19 protein-coding genes are annotated in these 22,482 nt (G+C 53.2%); 13 read left to right on the top strand and 6 right to left on the bottom strand.

Features of this window, described 5'->3' with window-relative positions:
• Positions 1-9: 9 nt before the first annotated feature.
• The 9 genes from AAC086_RS01505 (at position 10) to rfbC (ending at position 11,141) form a co-directional block, all read left to right on the top strand.
• Complete coding sequence (locus AAC086_RS01505) at positions 10-843, top strand: hypothetical protein (protein WP_339774412.1); 834 nt, start codon at positions 10-12, stop codon at positions 841-843.
• A 129-nt stretch (positions 844-972) separates the two neighbouring features.
• Complete coding sequence (rfbA, locus tag AAC086_RS01500) at positions 973-1,956, top strand: glucose-1-phosphate thymidylyltransferase RfbA (protein ID WP_339774410.1); 984 nt, start codon at positions 973-975, stop codon at positions 1,954-1,956.
• Complete coding sequence (locus AAC086_RS01495) at positions 1,949-4,141, top strand: hypothetical protein (protein WP_339774409.1); 2,193 nt, start codon at positions 1,949-1,951, stop codon at positions 4,139-4,141. The genes rfbA and AAC086_RS01495 overlap by 8 nt, the downstream gene beginning before the upstream one ends.
• Positions 4,128-5,453 (top strand): glycosyltransferase family 4 protein, encoded by a 1,326-nt coding sequence (locus AAC086_RS01490; RefSeq protein ID WP_339774407.1) that lies wholly within the window; start codon positions 4,128-4,130, stop codon positions 5,451-5,453. Before AAC086_RS01495 ends, AAC086_RS01490 begins: the two co-directional genes overlap by 14 nt.
• Positions 5,454-5,563: 110 nt before the next feature.
• The gene (locus AAC086_RS01485) at positions 5,564-6,751 is read left to right on the top strand and encodes a polysaccharide pyruvyl transferase family protein (protein ID WP_339774405.1); all 1,188 of its coding nucleotides are present in this window, start codon (positions 5,564-5,566) and stop codon (positions 6,749-6,751) included.
• A gap of 100 nt (positions 6,752-6,851) precedes the next feature.
• Positions 6,852-7,847 carry a UDP-glucose 4-epimerase GalE gene (galE, locus tag AAC086_RS01480; RefSeq protein WP_339774403.1) on the top strand — a complete coding sequence of 332 codons (996 nt, stop codon included), beginning with the start codon at positions 6,852-6,854 and terminating at the stop codon, positions 7,845-7,847.
• A gap of 112 nt (positions 7,848-7,959) precedes the next feature.
• Entirely contained in the window at positions 7,960-9,168 is a 1,209-nt protein-coding gene (locus AAC086_RS01475) for a polysaccharide pyruvyl transferase family protein (RefSeq protein ID WP_339774401.1), read from the top strand.
• 86 nt (positions 9,169-9,254) lie between these two features.
• The gene (locus AAC086_RS01470) at positions 9,255-10,448 is read left to right on the top strand and encodes a hypothetical protein (protein ID WP_339774399.1); all 1,194 of its coding nucleotides are present in this window, start codon (positions 9,255-9,257) and stop codon (positions 10,446-10,448) included.
• 24 nt (positions 10,449-10,472) lie between these two features.
• On the top strand, positions 10,473-11,141 hold the full coding sequence (rfbC, locus tag AAC086_RS01465; protein WP_339774397.1) for a dTDP-4-dehydrorhamnose 3,5-epimerase: 669 nt from the start codon (positions 10,473-10,475) through the stop codon (positions 11,139-11,141).
• Here rfbC and AAC086_RS01460 read toward each other — a convergent pair.
• Positions 11,114-12,139 (bottom strand): glycine betaine/L-proline ABC transporter ATP-binding protein, encoded by a 1,026-nt coding sequence (locus AAC086_RS01460; protein ID WP_339774396.1) that lies wholly within the window; start codon positions 12,137-12,139, stop codon positions 11,114-11,116. The two genes, rfbC and AAC086_RS01460, sit on opposite strands and share 28 nt — an antisense overlap.
• The gene (locus tag AAC086_RS01455; protein ID WP_339774394.1) at positions 12,136-13,011 is read right to left on the bottom strand and encodes a proline/glycine betaine ABC transporter permease; all 876 of its coding nucleotides are present in this window, start codon (positions 13,009-13,011) and stop codon (positions 12,136-12,138) included. Before AAC086_RS01455 ends, AAC086_RS01460 begins: the two co-directional genes overlap by 4 nt.
• A 328-nt stretch (positions 13,012-13,339) precedes the next feature.
• Here AAC086_RS01455 and AAC086_RS01450 point away from each other — a divergent pair, with 328 nt between their 5' ends.
• Together AAC086_RS01450 and AAC086_RS01445 are read left to right on the top strand one after the other, a co-directional pair.
• Positions 13,340-13,930: a hypothetical protein gene (locus AAC086_RS01450; protein ID WP_339774392.1), complete on the top strand. Its 591-nt coding sequence runs from the start codon at positions 13,340-13,342 to the stop codon at positions 13,928-13,930.
• A gap of 102 nt (positions 13,931-14,032) precedes the next feature.
• Positions 14,033-15,715, top strand: coding sequence for a methyl-accepting chemotaxis protein (locus AAC086_RS01445; protein ID WP_339774390.1), 1,683 nt, complete (start codon positions 14,033-14,035; stop codon positions 15,713-15,715).
• Positions 15,716-15,901: 186 nt separating this feature from the next.
• On the opposite strand, the gene proX is transcribed toward AAC086_RS01445, so the two are convergent.
• The 3 genes from proX to proV all read right to left on the bottom strand — a co-directional run bounded on the left by proX (position 15,902) and on the right by proV (position 19,309).
• Positions 15,902-16,918, bottom strand: a complete 1,017-nt coding sequence (proX, locus tag AAC086_RS01440) for a glycine betaine/L-proline ABC transporter substrate-binding protein ProX (RefSeq protein WP_339774388.1) — start codon at positions 16,916-16,918, stop codon at positions 15,902-15,904.
• 62 nt (positions 16,919-16,980) lie between these two features.
• Entirely contained in the window at positions 16,981-18,111 is a 1,131-nt protein-coding gene (gene proW / locus AAC086_RS01435; RefSeq protein ID WP_339774386.1) for a glycine betaine/L-proline ABC transporter permease ProW, read from the bottom strand.
• A complete protein-coding gene (gene proV / locus AAC086_RS01430; RefSeq protein WP_339774384.1) occupies positions 18,104-19,309 on the bottom strand; it encodes a glycine betaine/L-proline ABC transporter ATP-binding protein ProV in 1,206 nt (401 codons plus the stop codon). Before proV ends, proW begins: the two co-directional genes overlap by 8 nt.
• 225 nt (positions 19,310-19,534) lie before the next feature.
• Between proV and AAC086_RS01425 the strand changes: the two genes are divergently transcribed.
• The gene (locus AAC086_RS01425) at positions 19,535-20,038 is read left to right on the top strand and encodes a MarR family transcriptional regulator (RefSeq protein WP_339774383.1); all 504 of its coding nucleotides are present in this window, start codon (positions 19,535-19,537) and stop codon (positions 20,036-20,038) included.
• 120 nt (positions 20,039-20,158) lie between these two features.
• On the opposite strand, the gene AAC086_RS01420 is transcribed toward AAC086_RS01425, so the two are convergent.
• Positions 20,159-21,199: an ABC transporter substrate-binding protein gene (locus tag AAC086_RS01420; protein ID WP_339774381.1), complete on the bottom strand. Its 1,041-nt coding sequence runs from the start codon at positions 21,197-21,199 to the stop codon at positions 20,159-20,161.
• Between the two features lie 345 nt (positions 21,200-21,544).
• Between AAC086_RS01420 and AAC086_RS01415 the strand changes: the two genes are divergently transcribed.
• Positions 21,545-22,375, top strand: coding sequence for a 3'-5' exonuclease (locus AAC086_RS01415; protein WP_339774380.1), 831 nt, complete (start codon positions 21,545-21,547; stop codon positions 22,373-22,375).
• The last annotated feature ends 107 nt before the right edge of the window (positions 22,376-22,482 follow it).

Here is a 22,482-nt window from a genome sequence, read left to right as displayed (position 1 = left end):
GAGATTTCCATGGCAGTTGCACAGGAAAAGACCAAGGATACGACCCCGCTGGTCAATGCGCGGCAAGCAAAGGCAATGCCACCATCCCAACCCGGTAAGGCTGGCAACGCGCAAGCCGCCCAAAATGTTCAAAAGGCCGACGGCCCGCCTGTGCTTGAAGGCAATGTTGATGCCATCGACCGCAACCGTCTGTTTGGCTGGGTTTGGTGCCCGCAGCACCCTGATGCGCAAGTAGACCTTATTGTCCGCATGAACGGCCACACCCTGCTTAAGATCAAGGCCGACCGCGAGCGGATAGACTTGCGCCGCAATGGCATTGGCAATGGCAAACATGCCTTTGAAATTGAATTGCCCGACGCCGCCCTTGCTGCAGTTGAAAGTTTAAGCGTCGTTGCGATCATGCCCGAAACCGGGGCCGAAACCCCGCTACGTATTCCAAGCCATTCCGAACAGGCCGCTCATTCGGCACTGAATGCGCCGTTGGGTAAAATTCTGGATCGTCTCGACCGGTTATTGGCGGCACAGCATATTTTGCAAAACGGTCAGCGTGAAGCGGCCAGGCGCCTGATTGAATCTTCCAAACGGATGGATGAACTGGCCTCGGCCGATGACGGTATCGAAGCCGGGGTGCGGCTGGTGCGCAATGGCCAGGAAGAACTGGCAAGCCGGGTTGAACAACTGGAAGTGTTTCTGGTGCGTTTCGACAAGTCGCTGGGCGGATTTGACGAACGGCTTGCCGTTCTGGGCGACCGCCATCGCAATGATCTTAAAACGCCGCTTTTACTGCTGGCGGTGCTGGTAGGCCTGGCGGGTGGTTTGTCGCTTGGCGCAATTGTTTGGTGAGGCAGATGTTATGACCCTTGACCGGTTTTCGCCCTTTTATGACCTTCCGAAACGTCGATATGTGCTGTTGTTGGGGGGTGGGGGCCAATTGGGGCAGGAATGCGCCGCTATTCCAGAAGGGAAAATCGCATGAAAGGCATTATTCTGGCCGGAGGGACCGGCAGTCGGCTATGGCCGATTACCCATGCGACCAGCAAACAATTGCTGCCCGTGTGGGACAAGCCGATGATTTTTTATCCACTAAGCACGCTGATGCTGGCGGGAATTCGCGACATTCTGATTGTGACAGCAAAAGGCCAGACCGAAGCGTTCATGTCGCTTTTGGGTGATGGCAGCCAGTTTGGAATTGAAATTTCCTATGCTGAACAACAAAAACCCAATGGCATTGCCGAAGCCTTGCTGATTGGCCGTGAATTTTTGGCCGGGGCACCTTGCGCGCTGATTTTGGGCGATAACCTGTTTCATGGCGATAATCTGGGCGCACGCTTGCAAATGGCGGCCAAGCGCCATGATGGGGCAACGGTGTTTGTTCATGCCGTGCGCGACCCTGAACGGTATGGCGTTATGGCCTTTGATGCCGAGGGAAAACCATTGGATATTATCGAAAAACCAACTCATCCGCCGTCAAACCTGGCGGTAACGGGGCTTTATTTTTTCGATGCAACGGCATCGGACCGTGCCAGTACCTTGCGTCCATCCCATCGGGGCGAGCTGGAAATTACCGACCTTAACCGGGCCTATCTCGAAGATGGTAAATTAACTGTCGAAATGCTGGGTCGGGGCTGCGCGTGGCTTGATACCGGAACCCCCGCCAGTTTGCTTCAAGCCGCACAGTTTGTGTGTTCGGTAGAAGAACGCCAGGGCCTTAAAATTGGCAGTCCCGAAGAAACAGCCTGGCGTCTTGGCTGGATTGATCGCGGCGATATGACCCGCAGTGCCGGTTTTTCTGCCAATAGCGAATATGGCCGTTACCTTGATGATATGGCCCATACCAAAGATCACAATGCCATGGGTATTGAGGGGGATGGGCTGGGGGCGTTTGGTTTCGTCACCACACGGGCAAAACAGACATTTGACAGTTCATCAAACAACAGGAGAGCAGGGCATGAGTGAGTCTTCAGGCCTGCCATTGGACGGGGCAACCGTTATGGCCACGCTGGTAGACGAAGGACTGGCCCTGATGGCCGGGGTGGGCAGTGCGATGCCTGCCACGATTGATGTTTATTTAAACGGGTCGCCCGACGCCAAAGTGCAGGCATCCATGATCAGCTGGCGTCGTAATGATAGTTCAGCGGATTCAGCCTTTGGTTTTGTCGCCCTGTTACCGTTAAAAAATGTTAGCGGCGGCCGATTGAAAAAGGTGGTGTTTCGCCGCCCCGGGCATCCGGCGGAATATGCCATTGAAAGTCGCGGGCAGGGGCTTGAAGCCATTTTATCGGCGGTTGCCGATCAGTCGGGCGCTGCGTTTGCCGGTGTCATGGATGGTGTGATCGAAGCCTTGCTGGCGGGGAAAACCAACAAAAAACGGTTACGAACCGTGGCGGCGTTGGTGCGCATTGCGGCAAACAGTAATGGCTTTGTCGAAGTTTTGGGCGGCCTTGAAGATAACGAGCTTTATATTCAGGGCTGGTCGAGCAATTTTCCCCATGGTCGTACACGTGTGATCGCTATTGAAGATGGGCCGGTTCTTGCCGAATTGACCAGTGCCGAATTTCAGCGCGACGATTTGGGCGAAGATGCCACCGGTGTTGTTGGTTTGCTGGCAACCGAGCGGCTGGTGAAACCCGAAAAACTGCAACGCGTTTATTTTCGGGGCCGGGATGGCTGGTTTGGCATCGAGGTTTATCAACAACGTGTGCTGGTGGCCCCGCGCGATGTGCCCGCCCATATCCGGTCGGTTCTGGGGCGGGTCAAGGCACCCGACAATATTCGCGCGCAGATGCAACTGGCCGCGCACCGGTTTGACGGCCGCGATACGGTATCTGATCTGGAACGCCCGATACGGGTGGGCATTGACTTTGCGCTGGTGATTGAAGGCAGTGGTGTTCTGGTTTCGGGCTGGATGCTGGACCCGGATCGCGGGGTTAATCAGATCAATTTGCGTGTCGGGCAGGATAGTCTTCGCATTGATGATGCCTGGACACGGCAAACGCGCCCCGATGTGACCGATGCCTTTGTCAATGATCCGATGTTTACCGGAATGAATTCGGCACGCAACAGCCATGGTTTTTTGGTGTTTTGCCCCCTGTCGGAAACCCCGGCGTCAGATCAGGCCATTTATCTGGAATTCGACATTACCGACAGTTTCCCGGCCTATTGCCCGCTTAATCCAACGCGCGCATCGGCACGCCAGGCCTTGTCGCGGGTTTTACCCTCGCTTGATCCGCGTTCTGTCACGGCATCTAGCAGTATTGAACGCCAGTTTGGCCCGATGTTGCAAAATATGACGGCGCAAAGCCCGTTTGCAATTGATGTTCACGATATTGGCAATTTTGACGAAAACGCGCCGGTAACATTGATTGTGGGTGCGGATGACACGATCGGCGATATGGGGGTGACAATCGCCCTGTTGGGGTTGGACCCGGAAACCCGGAAATTGCCGGTTGTTATTGCCGGTCCGGCTGAAAGCTTTGATCAGGTTGGCAGCGATATGCTGCGTCTGGCGGCGTTTTATAAACTGAATGTGCGGTTTGTTTTTGCCGAAGGTGTCGAAGATTTTTGCGACGCCCTGGAAGTGGGCGTGAAGGCAACAAAATCCGAAGCTGTTTGCCTGATGTCGGTGCATGTTTTGCCGCGTGAAAAAGGCTGGTTTGGTCCGCTTTTAACGGCCTATCGCAAGCGCGGCAGCAAAGGTGCCGTGTGCCCCACCATTTTGTTTGAAGATGATTCCGTTCGCTGGGCGGGCACCTGGATCGAAGAAGGGCCGGAGGGGAAATATCTGGCGGACCGGTTTGTCGGTTATCCGCGTGCGGTGCTGAGTGATGCCGAGCCCTGTGAAGTCAGCGCCGGAACGGTCGAATGTTGCATCCTGCCACGTTCGGCGTTTCTCGACGTTAAGGGCTTTACCCGTGGCTATATCGGGCCGTCAGAAAAGGGACTGGATATTGCGCTTAAATTGCGCATGGCCGGCACGCCATCCTACTGGCTGCCGGAGGTTGAAGTATTGGGCAGTGAACAATCCATAACATCCACGCCCGCCTGGGAGGAACTCTCGCATCGTTTGGACCGCTGGGCGTTTGATCGCCGTTGGTCTTTGGTCGTTTCAAATTTGCGGAGCCACAATCATGCCGTCGACTGATTTGCGCGTGCTGGTCATTTCTCATGGCCATCCCAGTCTGTCGCTGGGGGGGGCCGAAGTCGGGTCTTATAACCTGCATAAGGGATTGAATCTACTCGACGGTGTCGAGAGCTTTTATCTGGCCCGTGTTGGTCACCCGGTGCCGCGCCACGGGGCATCGGCCCTGATGAGCCTGCGCCAGAAAGACAATGAAATTTTATATCACGCAGAAAATTACGATCATTTTTTGCTCTCAAACCGCAGCACCGATGAAATAGACCGCGATTTTCTGCGTTTTGTGAAAGATTACAACCCCGATGTGGTGCATTTCCACCATGTGCTGGGGTTGGGGATGGAAACCATTTATGCGGTGCGTGAAGCACTGCCCGATGCTGCCATATTCTTTACCTTCCACGAGTTTTTAACCATGTGCCACAATCACGGACAAATGGTTAAAAGTGGCGGGCAAAAGCTGTGTAACCGGGCCAGCCCGACTGAATGTAACGGCTGTTTCCCCGGTGTGTCGCCGGCGTCTTTCTTGCGTCGCGAACGGTTTATCAAATCCATTCTCGATCTGGTCGATCATTATGTTTCGCCCAGCAAGTTTCTGGCCGACCGGTTTATCGATTGGGGCCTGGAAGCCGACAAAATGTCGGTGATTGAAAACGGGTTGGATATTGACAAGAAGGCCGCCATTCGTCCGCTGACCAAGGCGAAACCGCGCCGTTCGCGATTTGCCTTTTTTGGCCAGCTGACAATGTTCAAGGGCGCGGATGTTCTGCTAGATGCGGTGGGCCGTGTGCCTGATTCGATCTGGGGGGATGATGCCCGCTTGATGATCTTTGGGGGCAACCTGGAGCGCCAACCGATTGAATATCAAAAGAAAGTCAATGATCTGATTGAAAAGGCGGGCGAACGGGTTCGCTTTTATGGTGCCTATCAAAATACCGAAATGCCGCGCCTGATGGAAATGGCCGACTGGACCATCATTCCATCCACCTGGTGGGAAAATTCGCCCATCGTTATTCAGGAAGCCTTCTTTCATGGCCGCCCCATGATTGCCAGCAACATTGGCGGCATGGCCGAGAAAATTGAAGACGGTGTGAATGGCCTGCATTTCCGTGTTGGCAGTGCCGAAGATCTGGCAGATCGCCTGATCGAATGCCTGACAGACAAAACGTTGTGGGACCGGATGCATGACGGGATTCGTCGCGCGCCTACCTACATCGACTGCGCAAAACAGCATCTTGCGCAGTATCGGGAGGTTCTTGAAAACCGCCCGGCCGTTGCTGCACCCAATGTGGCTCCGCAACAATCCGTGGTCGGGGCGTGACAGTTTTGTCACGCCTTGAAGCGGCCTGAACGTTAACCACGCCATCGCGTGAAAGGGACAAAAGTGAGGGTCAAACCATCACTGGTCCATCAACTGCAAGGAGAAATACCATGGCGCGCGTCCTCGTAATGATTCCCTCGGGCGAAGTCTACGACCATGATTGTGTCCGTTGGTACAATTACCGTGATGTTCAAAAAAGTATCAATCACTATCACAATATCGGTGATGCCTTTGTGTTCGATTCATCGCTGAAACTGATGAATTTTGACAAGCTGGGTGTGTTGCCGATTGCTGATCCAGATATGGAAGACATCGACCGTTTGCGCGAAGAATATGATTACGTTTTTCTGCGCGGATCGAATTATATTCATTCGCATATGGACTGGCGCAATACCATTGCCGTGCTTAAACGCCTTAAATTGCCGGTTCTTGGTTTTGGCATCGGGGCGCAGGCACCGGTCAAGGGCAAGCTGGAACTGTCCGAGCAAACCAAAACGGTGCTACACATGATGGCGGATTCAACCCCGTCGATCGGTGTGCGCGGGGCCTATACTGCACAGGTTTTGTGGGACATTGGCATTACCAATGTGCGCATTATCGGCTGCCCGACGGCGTTTCGGTCCAATAATCCCAACATGCGTATTCAATTGCCAGAACTGGAGAACGTTCACAATGTCGGTGTAACCCTGCGCCGTGAAGTTTCGCCAGCTTATGCCCAGGACATCAAACGGTATCTGACCTTCCACCGTGATCTGGTCAAGGAACTTGCCAACCGGTTTGATGTAACCCTGATGGCCCAGGGCGAACCCGAAGAAAAGAAACTGGTTTTTGGGACAGATGTCCAGAAACAGGAAGCCATGCAGGCCTTGAAGGACAATGACTGGGTCAAGAACTGGTATCTTGATGACACCATGGAAAAGCTTTACCGCGAAAAGCTGTTTTATTCTGATGTGGTGTCGGATTACGAAGATCTGGTGCGGACCAAGGATTGCGTTTTGGGGTATCGGTTGCACGGTAATCTGATGGCATTGTCCAACGGTGTTCCATCCATTTATTTCACCTATGACAGCCGCACCGTCGAATTTGCCGAAACCTATCAAATCCCCAGCTATGACGTGTTCTCGCAAAAGGACTTCGTGCTGGAAGATTACTGGGACCAGTCCCTGTTTGATAAATTCAACCGCGCCTGGTTCCAGACCTATCGTGAAATGCAGATGTTCCTGAGCGAAAACAATATCGATCACAAGATGGTTGATGTTATGAATCCCGAGGGTCAGGTGCAGCGAAAAGTTGCGTAGATTTGGTGGCATTGTCGTCTTTTAGGCGACAATGCACCGTTCCGGACTATGATCAATCACAGGGTTGATACGGAAAAATCTGCATTAAGGAGTAAACAAGATGACAGTACTGGTTACCGGCGGCGCCGGTTATATTGGCAGCCACGCAGCGTTGGCCTTACTTGATGCGGGCCGAAAGGTTGTCGTTCTCGACAATTTATCGCAGGGGTATCGCTGGGCAGTTCCTGAAAATGCAGTCTTTGTGGAAGGGGATTGCGGCGATATTGATCTGGTGAACCAAATTATTCGGGAACACGGCATTACGGCGATCATGCATTTCGCCGGGTCGATTATTGTGCCTGAATCGGTCATGTATCCGCTGGATTACTATTACAACAATACTGTGAATTCGCGTGCTTTGGCGCAGGCTGCTGTTGATTCCGGTGTGAAGCATTTCATCTTTTCATCGACAGCTGGTGTTTACGGCGAACCCGAAAAAACACCGATCCTGGAAGATTTTCCGTCCAAGCCGATTTCGCCCTATGGCACATCCAAGATGATGACGGAAAAAATGCTTCAGGATTCAACTGTGGCATATGATTTAAACTATGTTGCGCTGCGTTATTTCAACGTCGCGGGTGCCGATCCGTCAGGGCGTGCCGGGCAAACATCACGCAAGGCAACCCACCTGATCAAAATTGCCAGCCAGGCCGCCAGCGGCAGCCGCAGCCATCTTGACGTTTTTGGGGATGATTACCCGACCCATGACGGAACCTGTATTCGGGATTATATCCATGTCAGCGATCTTGCTGACGCCCATGTATTGGCGTTGAAATATCTCGAAGATGGCGGTGAAAGTGACGTTATGAACTGCGGCTATGGTTCGGGTTTTTCGGTTTACGAGGTTATTAACGCGGTCAAACGTGTTTCGGGTGCCGATTTTCCCGTTAAACTGGCGGAACGGCGCCCTGGCGACCCGGCGGCTTTAATCGCTGGTGCGGATCGTATTCGCGCAAAACTTGGCTGGTCGCCCAAATATGACAATCTTGATGTGATTGTCGAACATGCTTTGGCGTGGGAAGAAAGCCTGAAACTGCGTGAAACCACAGCAGCCTGAGCATGTGTGCCAACAGGTAACACCATAGTTAAATACAGAACATAAAGCGACACGAGCAACCGCAGAAACGCCACCAAAAAAGCGGCGATCTGCGAAACCGCAGGAGTTCGAAATGACTAGCCAGACCATTTCAGGGTCGGCCAGAAGGCCGCGCATTGGCGTTTTGATGCCCGCAGGCAAGGTTGTAAAAGGCAAGGGGGTTGTGACCCACACCTTTGGCGCACCGCAACGTGCAACAGAACTGTTTACCAATATTGGCGACTGTTTTGTCTATGACAGTTCGTTACGTATTCTTGATTATGCTGAACTTTATCCGATTTACGGGCAAAGCAGTGGCGGGCTGAGCGACGAGCAGATCGAGAAGATCAACACCCTTGATTACATCTTTTTGCGCGGATCGAACTATATCAATACCAACGGCCAGTGGGATGAAATTACCACTGTACTGGAAAAAACCAAGGTGCCGGTGATGGCCTTTGGCATTGGGGTGCAGGTGCCTGACAATTCGGAAGAATATGTCAATGATTCCACCAAACGCTTTTTGCAACTGATTGCGGACCGGTCAAAAACAGTGGGGGTGCGTGGTGCGCTTTCGCGCAAGGCGCTTCATTCAATCGGGATTAAAAATGTCCGGATTTTTGGCTGCCCAACGGCATTTCGCCATTGTAAGCCGGAACTGAATTTGCCGCGCTTAAAGGCCGATGAGATCAAAAATCTGGGTTTCACCCTGCGCCGTAAAACCCACAGCTTTGCCACCTTGCAGCGTTATATGCTGCGGACCCTTTCGGAAAAATATCACACTGAAATTTTATGTGCTGGCGAACTGGAAGAAAAAGCGATCTTTTATGCGCGCAGCAATCTGGTGCCCAACCCGAAACAGGTTATGGAAAAAGCAGTTGCCAGCCTGATCAAGGAAAAGTGGTTCTATGGCGAAAACGATCCGTTGCTGGATCTGTATTGTTCATCATTAAGCGTTTTTGAAACTGTAAGTGATTTTGAAGACGCCGAATGCCGCCAGGATGCCGTTACCGGTTTTCGTCTGCATGGCAATTTGCTGGCCTTGGCCAACGAAGTCCCAGCCCTTTACATCACCTACGATACACGCACCCGCGAATTCGTCAAAACATTGGGTATTCCCCACGTTGATGGCCGCTATATCGACCGGTTTTCGTTCGAGGAAGCCTGGGACAAGGCCGATTTTGACCTGTTTGAAAAGACCTATGCTGAACGGTTCAAGGATTTGCAGAAATTCCTTGATGAGAACGGCATGGCGCATCGCCTGGTTGAGAACCCGACCCCAAACCTGAACAAGGCGGCGTGACCATGACGACGGGATGTGCAGGGAACCTTTTATGCCCTGCACATCCCGGCCTTTTTCGTGAGCGGAGCATAATGCGGATATGAACAATGCATAGAAACGCACTCATCGGATTTTTGGGAAGTGCTGCCCTTGCGGTGGTGGCGGCCTGGGTGATGCAAACCCACGGGGCGCAGGCCCTTGATGTGCGCCTGGCGGGCGATGACAGTGTGTTGTTTGATACCGCGCTAAATGCCTGTGATGGCTCCCATTTGCCCGATGCCCCCGCGCGTGCCTTTCGCGACGGGCAGGGACGAATGGTTTTATTTGCGCCTAATTTTCGTAATCGCGCCTTTGTTGGCCAAGATCTTGAATCTCTGCACAAGGATTGCAACAGCCGCTTTAAAGCCGCCGGACAGGCCGATCCCGGAATGCTGGATGATCGCACCTGGCTTCATGCGATTTATACCGATGATGGGCAAACCGTTTATGCGCTGGGCAGTGCCAGTTTTATGCCCTATCGCCACGATATGCCGTGCGTGAATGCCAAAAAACGTACCGATTGCTGGATCAACGGGCTGGTAATGTTAAAATCCACCGATGGCGGGCAGCATTTTACCTATCAGGCAAAACCGCCGCATCACGCGCCGTTCCCGCCGCCGATGGCGTATCGTGATGATCGTAAACGCGCACCGAGCTATGTGACAGCCACCAATATCGTGCGTTGGAAGGATTATCTTTATTCGATCGTCTGGCGGCGCGGTGTGGACTGGAAATCATCGCGGAATTGTCTGGCGCGCGCCAATGCCAACGACCCGTCGCGCTGGCAGATATGGAACGGCGAAAAGTTTGTCGATGCTGCGCGGTTAACGCCCGATAAAGGCTGGCAGGTGTACCAGACAGATTGTGCGCGTGTTGGCCCCTATGGCTTAACATCCATTCGCGGCATTGTCCGCCACGAGGCCAGCAATACCTTTGTTGCCGTTTACAAACACCGCCGCAGGCACAAGGACGGAACCAGCGAACACGGCATTTATTATTCAACATCCAAAGACATGATCAACTGGTCGATGCCCAAAATGTTGCTGGCGGCCAACCTGAAACCCGATGCCGGGCCGGGGGACGCGTTTGTTGCTTATCCATCCATCATTGATGATGACAGCAAGGACCGTATTTTTGGCACTGTCGATGCACAGGCCAGCCTGCTTTACGTCAAACTGGTGCCAGTCAAGCGCGATGGAAAATGGGCGATGACGCGTAGATTAATGCGCCAGCCGATCCGTTTTAACAGCGACGAAAAATAGACCTTTTATCAAGGATGCGTAATAATGCAATTTGACCGATTTGACATAGAGGGACCGTTGCTTTTTGTGCCCAATCAGCATCGTGATCCGCGTGGTACTTTTGCCGAAACGTTCCGCGAGGACGAATTTTCCGCCGCCATTGGCGATGCCAGTCTGGTGCAGGAAAACCAGTCGGTCAGCGCGCCGGTCAACACCATTCGCGGCCTGCATTTTCAGGTTAACCCCCATGCGCAAGGCAAACTGGTGCGGGTGACACATGGTGCCATTCTCGATGTGGCGGTCGATATCCGTCCCGACAGCCCGACCTTTGGCAAACATATCCGGATCGAGCTTTCAGACCAGAACTGGTATCAATTGTGGGTGCCGCCGGGCTTTGCCCATGGTTTTCGCACCCTGGTGCCCGATACGACAGTTGTTTATAAAGTCAGCGCCTATTACAGCCCTGATCATGATCGCGGCATCGCCTGGGACGACCCGGATATGGCGATTGACTGGCAACTGGGTCGCATGGTGCCGGTGATTTCGTACAAGGATGAAAATCATCCGTCATTTGCCGACTGGAAACGCTCGGGCGAAAGCCGGGGTTTTCATATGCAAGAAGTCGCCATTCCCCGGCACCATACCGCCATGAGCGAGGCTATCGGCCGTTACAGGCCTCGTGAAGATCAGGCAGCAAGGGCAGCGATGATCTGATCCTTGCTAAGCGTGCCGATTTTTTGCTGATTGTGATTAACCACGTTGATACCGGACGGGCAGGCGATGGCAATGGGCAAAATATCGGCCAGTATCATATTGGCATCCACGTTTGGCCAGTCCGTTGTCACGCCCATGTTGCCATTATCCGTCAAGGGTGCCATCAGGGTTTTGGCCCGCAACACTTTTGATCGGTTCACATCGCGGGTAAAGGCACGGACATAATCATCGGCGGGGTTCATTATAATTTCTTCGGGGCGGCCTACCTGTATCAGGGCGCCGTCCTTTAAAATGGCAATCCGGTCGCCCAGTTTCAGGGCCTCGTCCAAATCGTGGGTAATGAAAATGATGGTCTTGTGAAGCTCGCTTTGCAGCTTCATCAATTCATCTTGCATGTCGCTTCTGATCAGCGGGTCCAGGGCCGAAAAGGCTTCATCCATCAGTAAAACGTCGGGGTTGGTGGTCAGTGCACGCGCAAGGCCAACGCGCTGTTGCATCCCGCCCGAAAGTTGATCGGGGAAGCTTGCTTCATAGCCCGCCAATCCCACCCGTTCGATCCATATCCGGGCCGATTTTAACCGTTCGGCTTTGTCGGTTCTTTGAATTTCCAGCCCATAGGCAACATTGTCGAGAATGTTTCGGTGTGGCAGCAGACCAAAGCGTTGAAAAACCATGCCCAGTTTGGCCCGGCGAAATGCATTCAGGCGGGCCGTGGTCATGTGCAAAATGTTTTCCCCGCCATATAGAATTTCCCCTGCAGTTGGGTCAATCAGGCGGTTGAGATGGCGGATCAGGGTGGACTTGCCCGAGCCTGATAACCCCATCACCACAAATGTTTCCCCTTGTTCAATCGACAGCGATACATTTGTCAAACCCACCGTATGGCCGGTTTTGGCAAGGATATCGTCCTTGTTTTCACCGTTTTGGGCCATGGTCAGGGCTTTTTGCGGGTGGGGGCCAAAAATTTTATAGATGTTTTTAATCTCGATATAGCTCATGCCCCGTCTCCTGCCTTGCTGCGGCTGCCGCCGCGCCCGGACCGTTTGCCATAGGATTGGCCAATGCGATCAAACACAACGGCCAGCAAAACAATGGCAATCCCGGCCTCAACCCCCTGGCCAACATCAAGGCGCTGAATGCCGGTTAGCACCTGTTCGCCAAGGCCGCGCGCCCCGATCATGGACGCAATCACCACCATCGAAATCGACATCATCGTGGTCTGGTTAATGCCCGCCATGATGTTGGGCAGGGCCAGGGGCAATTGCACGCCCCACAAAATTTGCGCCCGGCTGGCCCCAAAGGACCGCGATGCTTCGATCACTTCCTTATCGACCAGGCGAATACCCAAATCGGTCAGGCGGATGACGGGTGGGGCGGCATAAATAACCGTTGCCAGAATGGCGGGAACCTTGCCCAACCCAAACAGCATCAAGGCCGGGATCAGATAAACAAAACTGGGCATGGTTTGCATTACGTCAAGTACAGGCACCATTATCGCGCGCAGCTTGTTTGACATCGCCATGCCAATGCCCACGGGAATACCAATAATAACCGAAAGCCCGGTGGCAATGATCATAAGGGCCAGGGTTTGCATTGCCTTGTCCCACAGGCCCAACATGCCAATTGCCAGCATGGCAGCGGCAATCCCCAGGGTTGTTTTCCAGCTTTTGCTGGCATGAAAGGCGATGGCGGCAATGATGATGATGACCAGCCACCACGGTGTTGCGCGCAACAAATGCTCCAGCCAGACCAGAACGCTCAGCAAGGCATCGGCAAAGGTTTCAAAGGCGTCGCCATAATGAACGACCAGCCAGTCGACCAGGGCATTTACCGATTTTCCCAGGGGAATATTCAGCTTGTCAGGAAACATGTAAGTGTTTTCCGTTTTTGGGGTGGCAGGATTTTGCCTGAACCCTAGCAACTACAGGATCATAACTCACCCCTTAATCACAGATGCTGCGTCAGGAGTTGTCAGGAGTGACAATGATGAACGCTGCGTTTGTTACATATGTTCCGCGTAATTTAATTACGTGGTTGGGTATTGGTGGATTGTTTTTCAAGTAAAGCAAAGGGAAACAGGCCGAAAATATCTTTGGTTGAATTTCTTCTTGCTGACCCCACGTTTGAAACAGGAAGGGCGCTTTCGGGGGCCTGTTTGTGGGGGTGCCGGAGGTTCCGGCCAATAGAAGGGTGAAGAGATGTCGTTTAAATCAAAAATACTGGCAATGTTGGTTATTGCGCCGATCACGCTGGTTTCGGCCATGACGGTTGCCAGTGCCAATGAATTTGAAGGCCAATTGCGCAGCTATGCCGATGATGTGAAAATCTGGTTGTCCGACCCGGTTGTGATTGATGCGGTGAAAGCCCAGAACGCCGAAAATGCCGGTTTGTCGCAGCAGGACATCGATACGCTGGATAAAGAATGGCGTGCCGAAACATCGGCCACGGACAAACCCCTGATCGACAAGGTTCTGGATCGGCCATTGTCAAAGTTTCTGCGCGAAAAAGCCGATGAAACCGAAGGCCTGATCACGGAAATTTTCGTCATGGATAACAAAGGGCTGAATGTTGGCCAAAGCGATGTCACCAGCGATTACTGGCAGGGTGACGAAGCCAAATGGCAAAAAACATACCCCGTTGGTGCTGATGCCATCCATATGAGCGACGTTGAACTTGATGAATCCACCCAGACCTATCAATCGCAGCTTAGCCTGCCGGTGCTTGACAGCGACGGAAGCACAGTTATCGGGGCGATCACCCTGGGCATCAATGTGGAATTGCTGGAATAACCATCATCGGATTGCCGCCCGCACAGGACGGTTTGCACCATAAAAACCGGCGAAAAAACAGATAAAATCCCGATGGTCATTCGGGGTAGGGAACGTGGGAAAATGAACATTGAAAATGGCGCAACAAAGGGTGGCTCAGCCATGCCACCCTTTGTCCGAACGGGATGGTCCATTCGGGGCAAACTGGTGTTTGGTGTCGCCGCAACGGTCGTTATTGCGTTTATGGCGACCATCTATGTCGGCATCATCTTTTCAATGGAGTCAGCCAGGGAACGGCTGGCCGATAGCAATATCATTGTAACGTCGTTAATTGCATCGCAAAATGGCGGGGCCGTCAAGTTTCGCAAAGCCGATGCGATCGAGGCCTCGTATCAGGATCTGATTACCGATGGACGCGAAACACTGGCATTGGTGCTGGCAATTGACGCCGAAGGCAAACCGATTGCCAGCTATGCGGCCCCGGGCGCAAATCCGGCCTTGTCTGCGCAATTGACCAAACTTGGCATGGCAGCGATCACTGCTGCCGACCGCCAGGAAACCCGCGCGGGCGATTTGCAGGTGATTGCCGAACCCGCAATCTTTGGCAAAAATCAGGATATCGTCGGCGCTGTTGTCATGGCCTGGTCCTTTGCATCGCTGGAACGTGAAATGACGGAAAACGCTATTGATCAGGCCAAAATCGCCATCGTTCTTTTGGCGGCCTGCCTGGTATTTCTGTTTTTGTTAATTCAGAAAATTGTCGCATCGCCGCTTAAAACCATGACCGGTGCGATGACCCAGATTGCCGATGGCAACCTTGATGTTATTGTGCCTGCGGCCTTTCGCCATGATGAAATGGGCGAAATGGCCCATGCCCTGAATGTATTTAAGGAAAATGGCCAGCGCATTGCTCGCCTGCATGAGGAACGCAAGGAACTTGATGCCCGAAACCAGGCCGAAAATACCCGTCGTCTCGATGAAACAGCCAAATCATTTAGCGGTACGGTTGGCAGTATCGTCGAGGCGGTTTTAAGCTCTGCCCATGGTTTGTCGGACAATGCCCGTATTCTTGCCTCGGCCACCGATACGTCGCGGCAAAAAACGGATCGGGTTTTAAAAAGCGTTGCCGAGGCCTCGAAAGGGGTGCAGTCGGTCGCGATGGCCTCGGACCGGTTACGCGGTGCCCTGAATGAAGTGTCACAGCAAATGGTGCAGTCGCGTGCAGCGATTGAAGAAGCCGTGTCGCAAACCCGCCATACCGACCAAACGGTCGCAAACTTGTCTGGCGAAGCCCGCAAAATTGGCGATGTTGTTAGTCTTATTCAGGATATTGCCGCGCAAACCAACCTTTTGGCCCTGAATGCCACCATCGAGGCGGCACGGGCTGGCGATGCGGGCAAGGGGTTTGCTGTTGTTGCCAATGAAGTCAAAACACTGGCCAATCAAACTGCGCGCGCAACCGAGGAAATCACCAGACAAATCATTGCCGTTCAAAATATCTCCCAGGAAGCCGCCGGGGCGATTGGCGAAATTGGCGAGCGTATCAGCCAGGTTCATGTCGTATCGCTCAGCATTGAAACCGCGGTTGAAGACCAGTCAAACGCCGCCATCGACATTACCACAACCATAGATCAGACCGGCCACGCCATCACCAATATGAATGACGATATTGGCGATGTGGTCAGTTCCATCCATGAAGCAGGCGAAGCAACCGGGCATGTCAGAAGCTCATCTGCCGAACTGGAAGACGAAGCCCATAATTTACAAAAAAACGCTTATCTGTTTTTGGAATCCATCCGTAAATAGATTTGCGACAAAGACGCTATTTCAGTTTGAAATGATTGCGGATCGCCAGCACAAACAAAAAGACAAACACAACCGAAAACAGGAATTCCTTGTTGGCGGGGCATAAAAAACAGCCCGCAAACATGAGCTTACGGGCTGTTTTAGAATGTTGGAGGTCAGATATTTATCTGACGGGGCGGTGTGAAATTAGTTTGCCGCCGCGCGGGCTTCTGTCAGCCAGCCGTCAAATTTGCTCTGATTGGCTTTGATCCAGGCATCGGCGTGACGGCCGATGTCTTCAGCTGATTTTTCACCATTCCGCATCAGGGTGTTTTCGGCGCTGATGTCGTTGGCGGAAATCTGCATGATAGCAAACAGCTTGGCCGCAGCCGGGTTTTCATTTGCCCAAACCTTGTTGGCAATGATCCGCTGGTTGTTCACCTGGAAGCCATAGTTGCTGCCATCGGGCAGGGCGGTGTCGGCATCCTTGTTTTCACCCGGAAGCGATGAGAACGGAACCTGAAGCCAGACGGTGTCTTTGCCCGGGACAAGCACGCCCGAAACCCAGTAAGGGGTCCAGGTGTAATACAGGATCGGGTCGCCCTGTTTGTAACGGGTAATGGTGTCGGCGATGATGGCAGAGTAAGAACCCTGATTGTGCGATACCGTATCGCGCAGACCATAGGCATCAAGATGATGTTCGATCACCTTTTCACAGCCCCAACCCGGATTACAACCGGCCAGATCGGCCTTGCCATCGCCATTGACGTCAAAAATCTTGGCGATTTTCGGGTCTTTAAGCTGTTCGATGTTGGTAATGTTGTATTTTTCGGCGGTTTTTTTGTCGATCAGGTAACCCTGAAGCGCACCGGGAGAATACACACCTTCGCGATAGATTTTGTCATCGCCGCCCGCATTTTTATAGAAATCAGCCTGCAACGGGTCCCAGTAATCGGCCATGAAGGTGCCGTCGCCATTGGCAATGGCAACAATGCCGCTGGCATATTCGATTTCCTGGATCGGTTTGACGCTGTAGCCAAGCTGTTCCAAAGCCTTCATCACGATCTGGGTCTGGAAAGTTTCTTCAGCGATCGAGCTTTTGAGCGGCTGGACGTCAATGCCTTCGCCCGGCTTCATATTGTCGGCAAAGGCGGTGCCTGCCAGCAACATGCTGCTGGTGACAGCAATTGCTGCCCCGGTGGTGATCTTTTTCAGGATGGTCATTGGCTTCTCCTTGTTATGTGGTTTGGGCCGTTGATTCAGCCTTTATTGCAACCGCTGTGCGGTTATTTCTTGCCCGTAAGGGAGCGGACGAGGCCAACCGGACCGGTTTGATACCAGTGACGGGAACCCTTGCTGCGCATGTCCTGGCCCAGGGCCTGGGTCATGCGGTCCAATACAATTGCCAGTAAAACGATGCCGATGCCGCCAATGGTGGCCAGCCCCATGTCAAGGCGGCCAATCCCGCGCAGCACCATTTGTCCAAGGCCGCCAACGGCAATCATGGATGCAATCACAACCATCGACAGGGCCAGCATCAGGGTCTGGTTGACACCCGCCATAATGGTGGGCATCGCCAGCGGTAACTGGACGCGAAACAATAACTGTTTCGGGCTGGCACCAAACGAGCGGGCTGCTTCCACCAGATCGTCGGGTACCTGACGAATACCAAGGATGGTCAGGCGGATCAGCGGGGGCAGGGCGAAAATAATCGTCACCACCACACCGGGCACATTACCGATCCCGAATAACATCACAATCGGCACCAGATAGACGAATGCCGGGGTGGTTTGCATGGCATCAAGTACCGGACGTGTGATGTGTGATGCCTTTTCGTTGCGCGCCAGCCAGATGCCGGTTGGCAGGCCAATGACAACGCAGAAAAATACCGACGTTATCACCAGCGCCAGCGTGATCATGGCTTCGGACCATGCGCCGATCAGGCCGATGGCGACCAGCGACAAAAAGGTGCCAATGGCCAGTTTACGCCCGGCAACCTGCCACGCCAGCAACGCCATGATCACGATAACGATCAGGGCCGGTGTGGCCTGTAGCCCGGTTTGAACACCGGTCAGCACCGCATCAATCGGCCAGCGCACGGCCTGAAAAAAGCTGCGGAAGTTATCAACAACCCAGTCAAGACCATTATTAACCCAGATATCCACCGGAAAGGCGGCATCCCGAAACGGATGAATGATGCTGAAATGATGTTCCGGGGCCGGGGCGGCATTTGCCAGCCAGTCGCCCGCAGTATCGGAAACGCCGTTGCCCGTTGTGGTATCGGGTGTGCCCCACGGGTTGGGGGCGGCAGAAGATGCGGCGTCACCCGTGCTGCTTGCTGCCCCACCGGTGCTGGTCGCGCTATCGGCGGCACCCGATGAGGCACCGCTTGCCCAGGGGTTACTGTTATCAGCCATTGGTCAAATCTCCTTCCGGGTCCAGCGTTGCCAGCAATTTGGCTTTTCTGATTACGCCGGTATATTTTCCGGTTTCGGTCACAATGGGCACGCCGCACGGGGCATGGGCCACGGTTCCGATCAATTCGGAAAGCTGGGTATCTTCGCGAACGGCTTCGATATTGGGCAGGAAGGCGGCAGAGAGTTTGCTGGCCCCGGCCTTGATGGCGCGTTCAACGCTTTCTTGCGAAATCACGCCATGAAATTCCATGTTCTGGCCAACAATATAGCCAAATTCGCGGTTTTCGGTTTCAAGGCGGCGCTGGGCTGTTTTAAGGCCGACACCTTCGCGTTCGATCACGGTGGTTTCGCGTTTCGATACGATGTCCCTGGCCGACAGGATGGTCGAAACATCCACCCCGCGAAAGAACGATTTGACGTAATCGTTGGCAGGATTATTCAGGATTTCTTCGGGGGTGCCGACCTGAACCACAATGCCGCCCTCCATAATCGCGATACGATCGCCGATGCGCATGGCTTCGTCGAGATCGTGCGAAATGAAAATGATCGTGCGTTTGTGTTCGCGCTGTAAAATCAGCAATTCATCCTGCATTTCGGCGCGAATGAGCGGGTCCAGTGCGGAAAAGGCTTCGTCCATCAACATGACAGACGGGTCATTGGCCAGGGCGCGGGCCAGGCCGACACGCTGCTGCATCCCGCCTGAAAGTTCATCGGGGTATGAATTTGCCTGGGCGTGCAAACCAACCTGTTCAAGGGCGTTTAACGCCCGTTTCTGGCGTTCTTCAAGGTCAATCCCGGCCAGTTCAAGGCCAAAGGCAGCATTGTCGACAACCGATAAATGCGGCATCAGGGCAAAGGACTGAAATACCATCGACATATCACGGCGGCGCAAATTCATCAGTTCCTGTGCGTCCATCGCGGCAATATCGACACCATTATAAAGAACCTGACCAGCGGTTGGTTCGATAAGCCGGTTAAGCAACCGGACAAGGGTGGATTTGCCGGACCCGGACAGGCCCATGACAACAAAAATTTCGCCTTCCTGGACCGTAAAGTTTGCACCGCAAACACCCACAGTCTGGCCTGTTTGTTCGAAAATGTCGGCTTTGTCGATGCCGTCGCGTACCATTTTCATGGCTTGGTCCGGCTGATCGCCAAAGACTTTATAGAGGTCTTTTACAACGATTTTATCGGTCATGGTCCCTTGTCGGTTTTTTGACGAACCGCATAAAACCGCCCGATTTTGAAAAGGCAGTCCTGTTGTTCGTTGTGTGGTTGGCTGGCCTTTGATCGCGTGACCAGTACGATGATTTCCCCAGGCATCGTCGAATGGTGTGCCAAGATAGTTACAATTCAAAACATTTGATGTCAAATGAATATTGAGCTAGGTTGGCGACGGTTTTACGAATTGGGAAACGGCCAAATGACGTCTGAACTGCAAAAAAGGCGCGATTCTCTTGATGTTCTGGTGGCGTTACGCCAAATCATTCGCGCATCGGACCTGCATTCAAAACAGGTGATGAAGGTTTGTGGCCTAACGGTGCCGCAACTGGTGGTTCTGCTTGCGATCAAGGAACTGGGCGAGGTAACGGTGAAGGAAATCTCGCGGCATGTGTCGTTAAGTCAGGCGACGGTCACAACGATCCTGAACCGGTTAGAGGAACGCGACTTTGTTCGCCGCACCCGTAACACCACCGATAAACGCGTGGTCAATAGCTGCCTGACCAAAAAGGGCGCAGATATGATCTGCAACACGCCGCCTTTGCTGGACGACGATTTTATGGACCGCTTTGAAGAACTCAAAGACAACGAACGCGGACGTATTGTGACGTCGTTAAAGAAAATTGCGATGTTGATGGAGGGGGATGATATCGGCCCGCGTCCGCCAACCCGGCGGGGGCCGGGGCATTCAACGCTATCGTCATAAGCCGTTTTTTTGTCGGGTTTTGCGCATTGTTTGACCCGCGTGCAAGCCAATAATACCACAAAAAAGGGGCAGCCCGTGACTGCCCCGATTGTAGGGGTTAATGGCCCCAAAGGCCCGGATTTACAGGCTGTCTTTTACCCGTTTTGCAACATCTTCCGGAACCCATTTGGTCCAGACATCCTGTTTTTCTTTCAGGAAATATTGCGCGGCCCCTTCGGGCTTTTCCCCTTCATCTTGCATATAAGCCAGCATTTCGGACACCAGCGCGCTGCTGGTGTGATAATGCGACAGAAATGCGGTCAGTTTCGGGGCTGATTTCATGAATGCGGTATTCACCCCGACAGTGACCGTGCTTTGCGGATAGGCCGTTGCCTTGCTGGTATCGCTGCCATCTTTCAGCTTGTCGAAAATTTCCTTGTTATAGGCCGGTTCTTGCAGCTTGACGCTGTCATACAGGCCCATGACCCAGGTGGGGCCCCAGTAATAAAACAGGATCGGTTTTGCCCGCTTGTTGGCCGATGCAATGGTGGCGGACAAAGCGGCACCGGTGCCAGGACGGAAATTGGTATAGCTGCCGTCAAGGCCATAGGCCTTTAACTTGTTGGTATTGACCTTTTCACAGACCCAGCCCGACGGGCAGTTATAAAAACGGCCCTTGCCGGGTTCTTCGGCGTCTTCAAACAGTTTGGTATATTTGGGCAGGTCCGATACCGACTTAAGGTCCGGTGCCATTGGTGCGATCCCGCGTTCCTTGTCGCCCTTGATGACAAAGCCAGGCACGAACCAGCCTTCAACTGCATCGTCAAAATTAACCCCAACCTGTTTGACGTTGCCGGCTTCCTCGGCCTTTTTCCAGGCTTCGGCAACATTGTCGCGCCAGATTTCCATCACAACATCAATGTCGCCCTTGCCCGCCCCGGTTAAAAGCGGAACGGTTTCGCCGGGCAGGGCGTCGGTCTGGCAGCCATAGCCTTTTTCAATAATGTAGCGGGCGACCGCATTGTGAAACAGGGCGCTGTCATAATTAAGCCCGGCAAACATCACCGGGCGATTAATTTCGCATGACACATCGGCCGCGTAGGCCTTTGTTGCACCAAGTTGAAAGGAAAGGCCGATGCCGATTGCCATCAGCGCTGCGGCTCCGCCGGACAGGAATTTCATGGTTGGTGTTCCTCGAATTTTTTCACGGTTCGGAAGCGCATCATATGCAACCCGACATTTATCATATGAACCAGATCGGTTTTGGTTCTGTCGCTTTTGTTTGGCGTGGCCAGCTTGCAGTCCGATACAGTCATCGTAAAAGTTTAGCCGCGCCTTCCGGGTTGGTGCAACCATTGATCACGGTAAAAGTGACAGGATATGTCAGCAGGTTGTGCCGGTGTGGTTGCCCGGGCAGACAACAGGGCGGTTGGCGGGCCAGTTTGTGATCTGTTGTGTTAAATCAGGTCCTATCGGGTATATGGTGGCGCAATACACCCATGGCATTAAAATGACCGGAACTGAGCGATGCATGACAGCCTGTTTGTTTTTGATATTGAAACCGTGCCCGATATTGACGTTTTGCCGCAATTAACCGGGCAAACCGCCCCGGACCCGCAAACTGGGCGACAGATGCTGGAACAATATCATCTTGATATTACAAACGGGCGCAACGGTTTTGCCCGTCAGCCGTTTCACAAGGTTGTCGCGATCAGCTTTTTACGCGCCACGATTCAGCGCGACGGCAATCTGGAAACCTATGAAATTGAAGAATTGCGATCTGGCGGGGATTTGACCAGCGAGGAAAAAGACCTGGTTGCGGGCTTTTTCTCTTATTGCGGCAAGTTATATCCCCGGCTGGTCAGTTTCAATGGCCGCGGGTTTGATTTGCCGGTGCTGAAATATCGGGCGATGAAACATGGCGTTTCGGCGCGATGGTTACATCAGGCGGCCAATAAATGGGAAAATTACACATCGCGCTATGCGCCAAACTGGCATTGCGACCTGGCCGAGGTTTTATCCGATTATGGGGCGTCGGCACGGACCAAAATGAACGAGGTTTGTGCCGCCCTGGATTTGCCCGGCAAAACCGGCGTCGATGGCAGCAAGGTTGCCGACATGTATGATGCCGGGGAAATTGACGGCATTCGCCGCTATTGCGAAACTGATGTGTTAAATACCTATCTGCTTTATTTGCGCTATGTGCTTCATACCGGCCTGTCGGATCATGACGGCTATAATCATGCCATTAACCTGACCGTGGCATGGCTTGAGGAACGGGCAGGCGACATCCCGGCTTATGCCGAGTTTCTGGAGGCTTGGCGCACATCCAGTGCCGGATCCTTTAACGTTCTATAGCGTTAAGACGCGTCGTATTGCGATGCGATGGAGTGAAGTGTGTCACAATCGTGGCGGGGGGATCGACGGCGCGGTTGTACACCTGCGGGTTTTTGAGGTATCTGGTA

The organism is uncultured Thalassospira sp. (genome assembly GCF_963976115.1).
Lineage (GTDB): Bacteria > Pseudomonadota > Alphaproteobacteria > Rhodospirillales > Thalassospiraceae > Thalassospira.
This window is presented reverse-complemented; position numbering and strand designations above follow the sequence as displayed.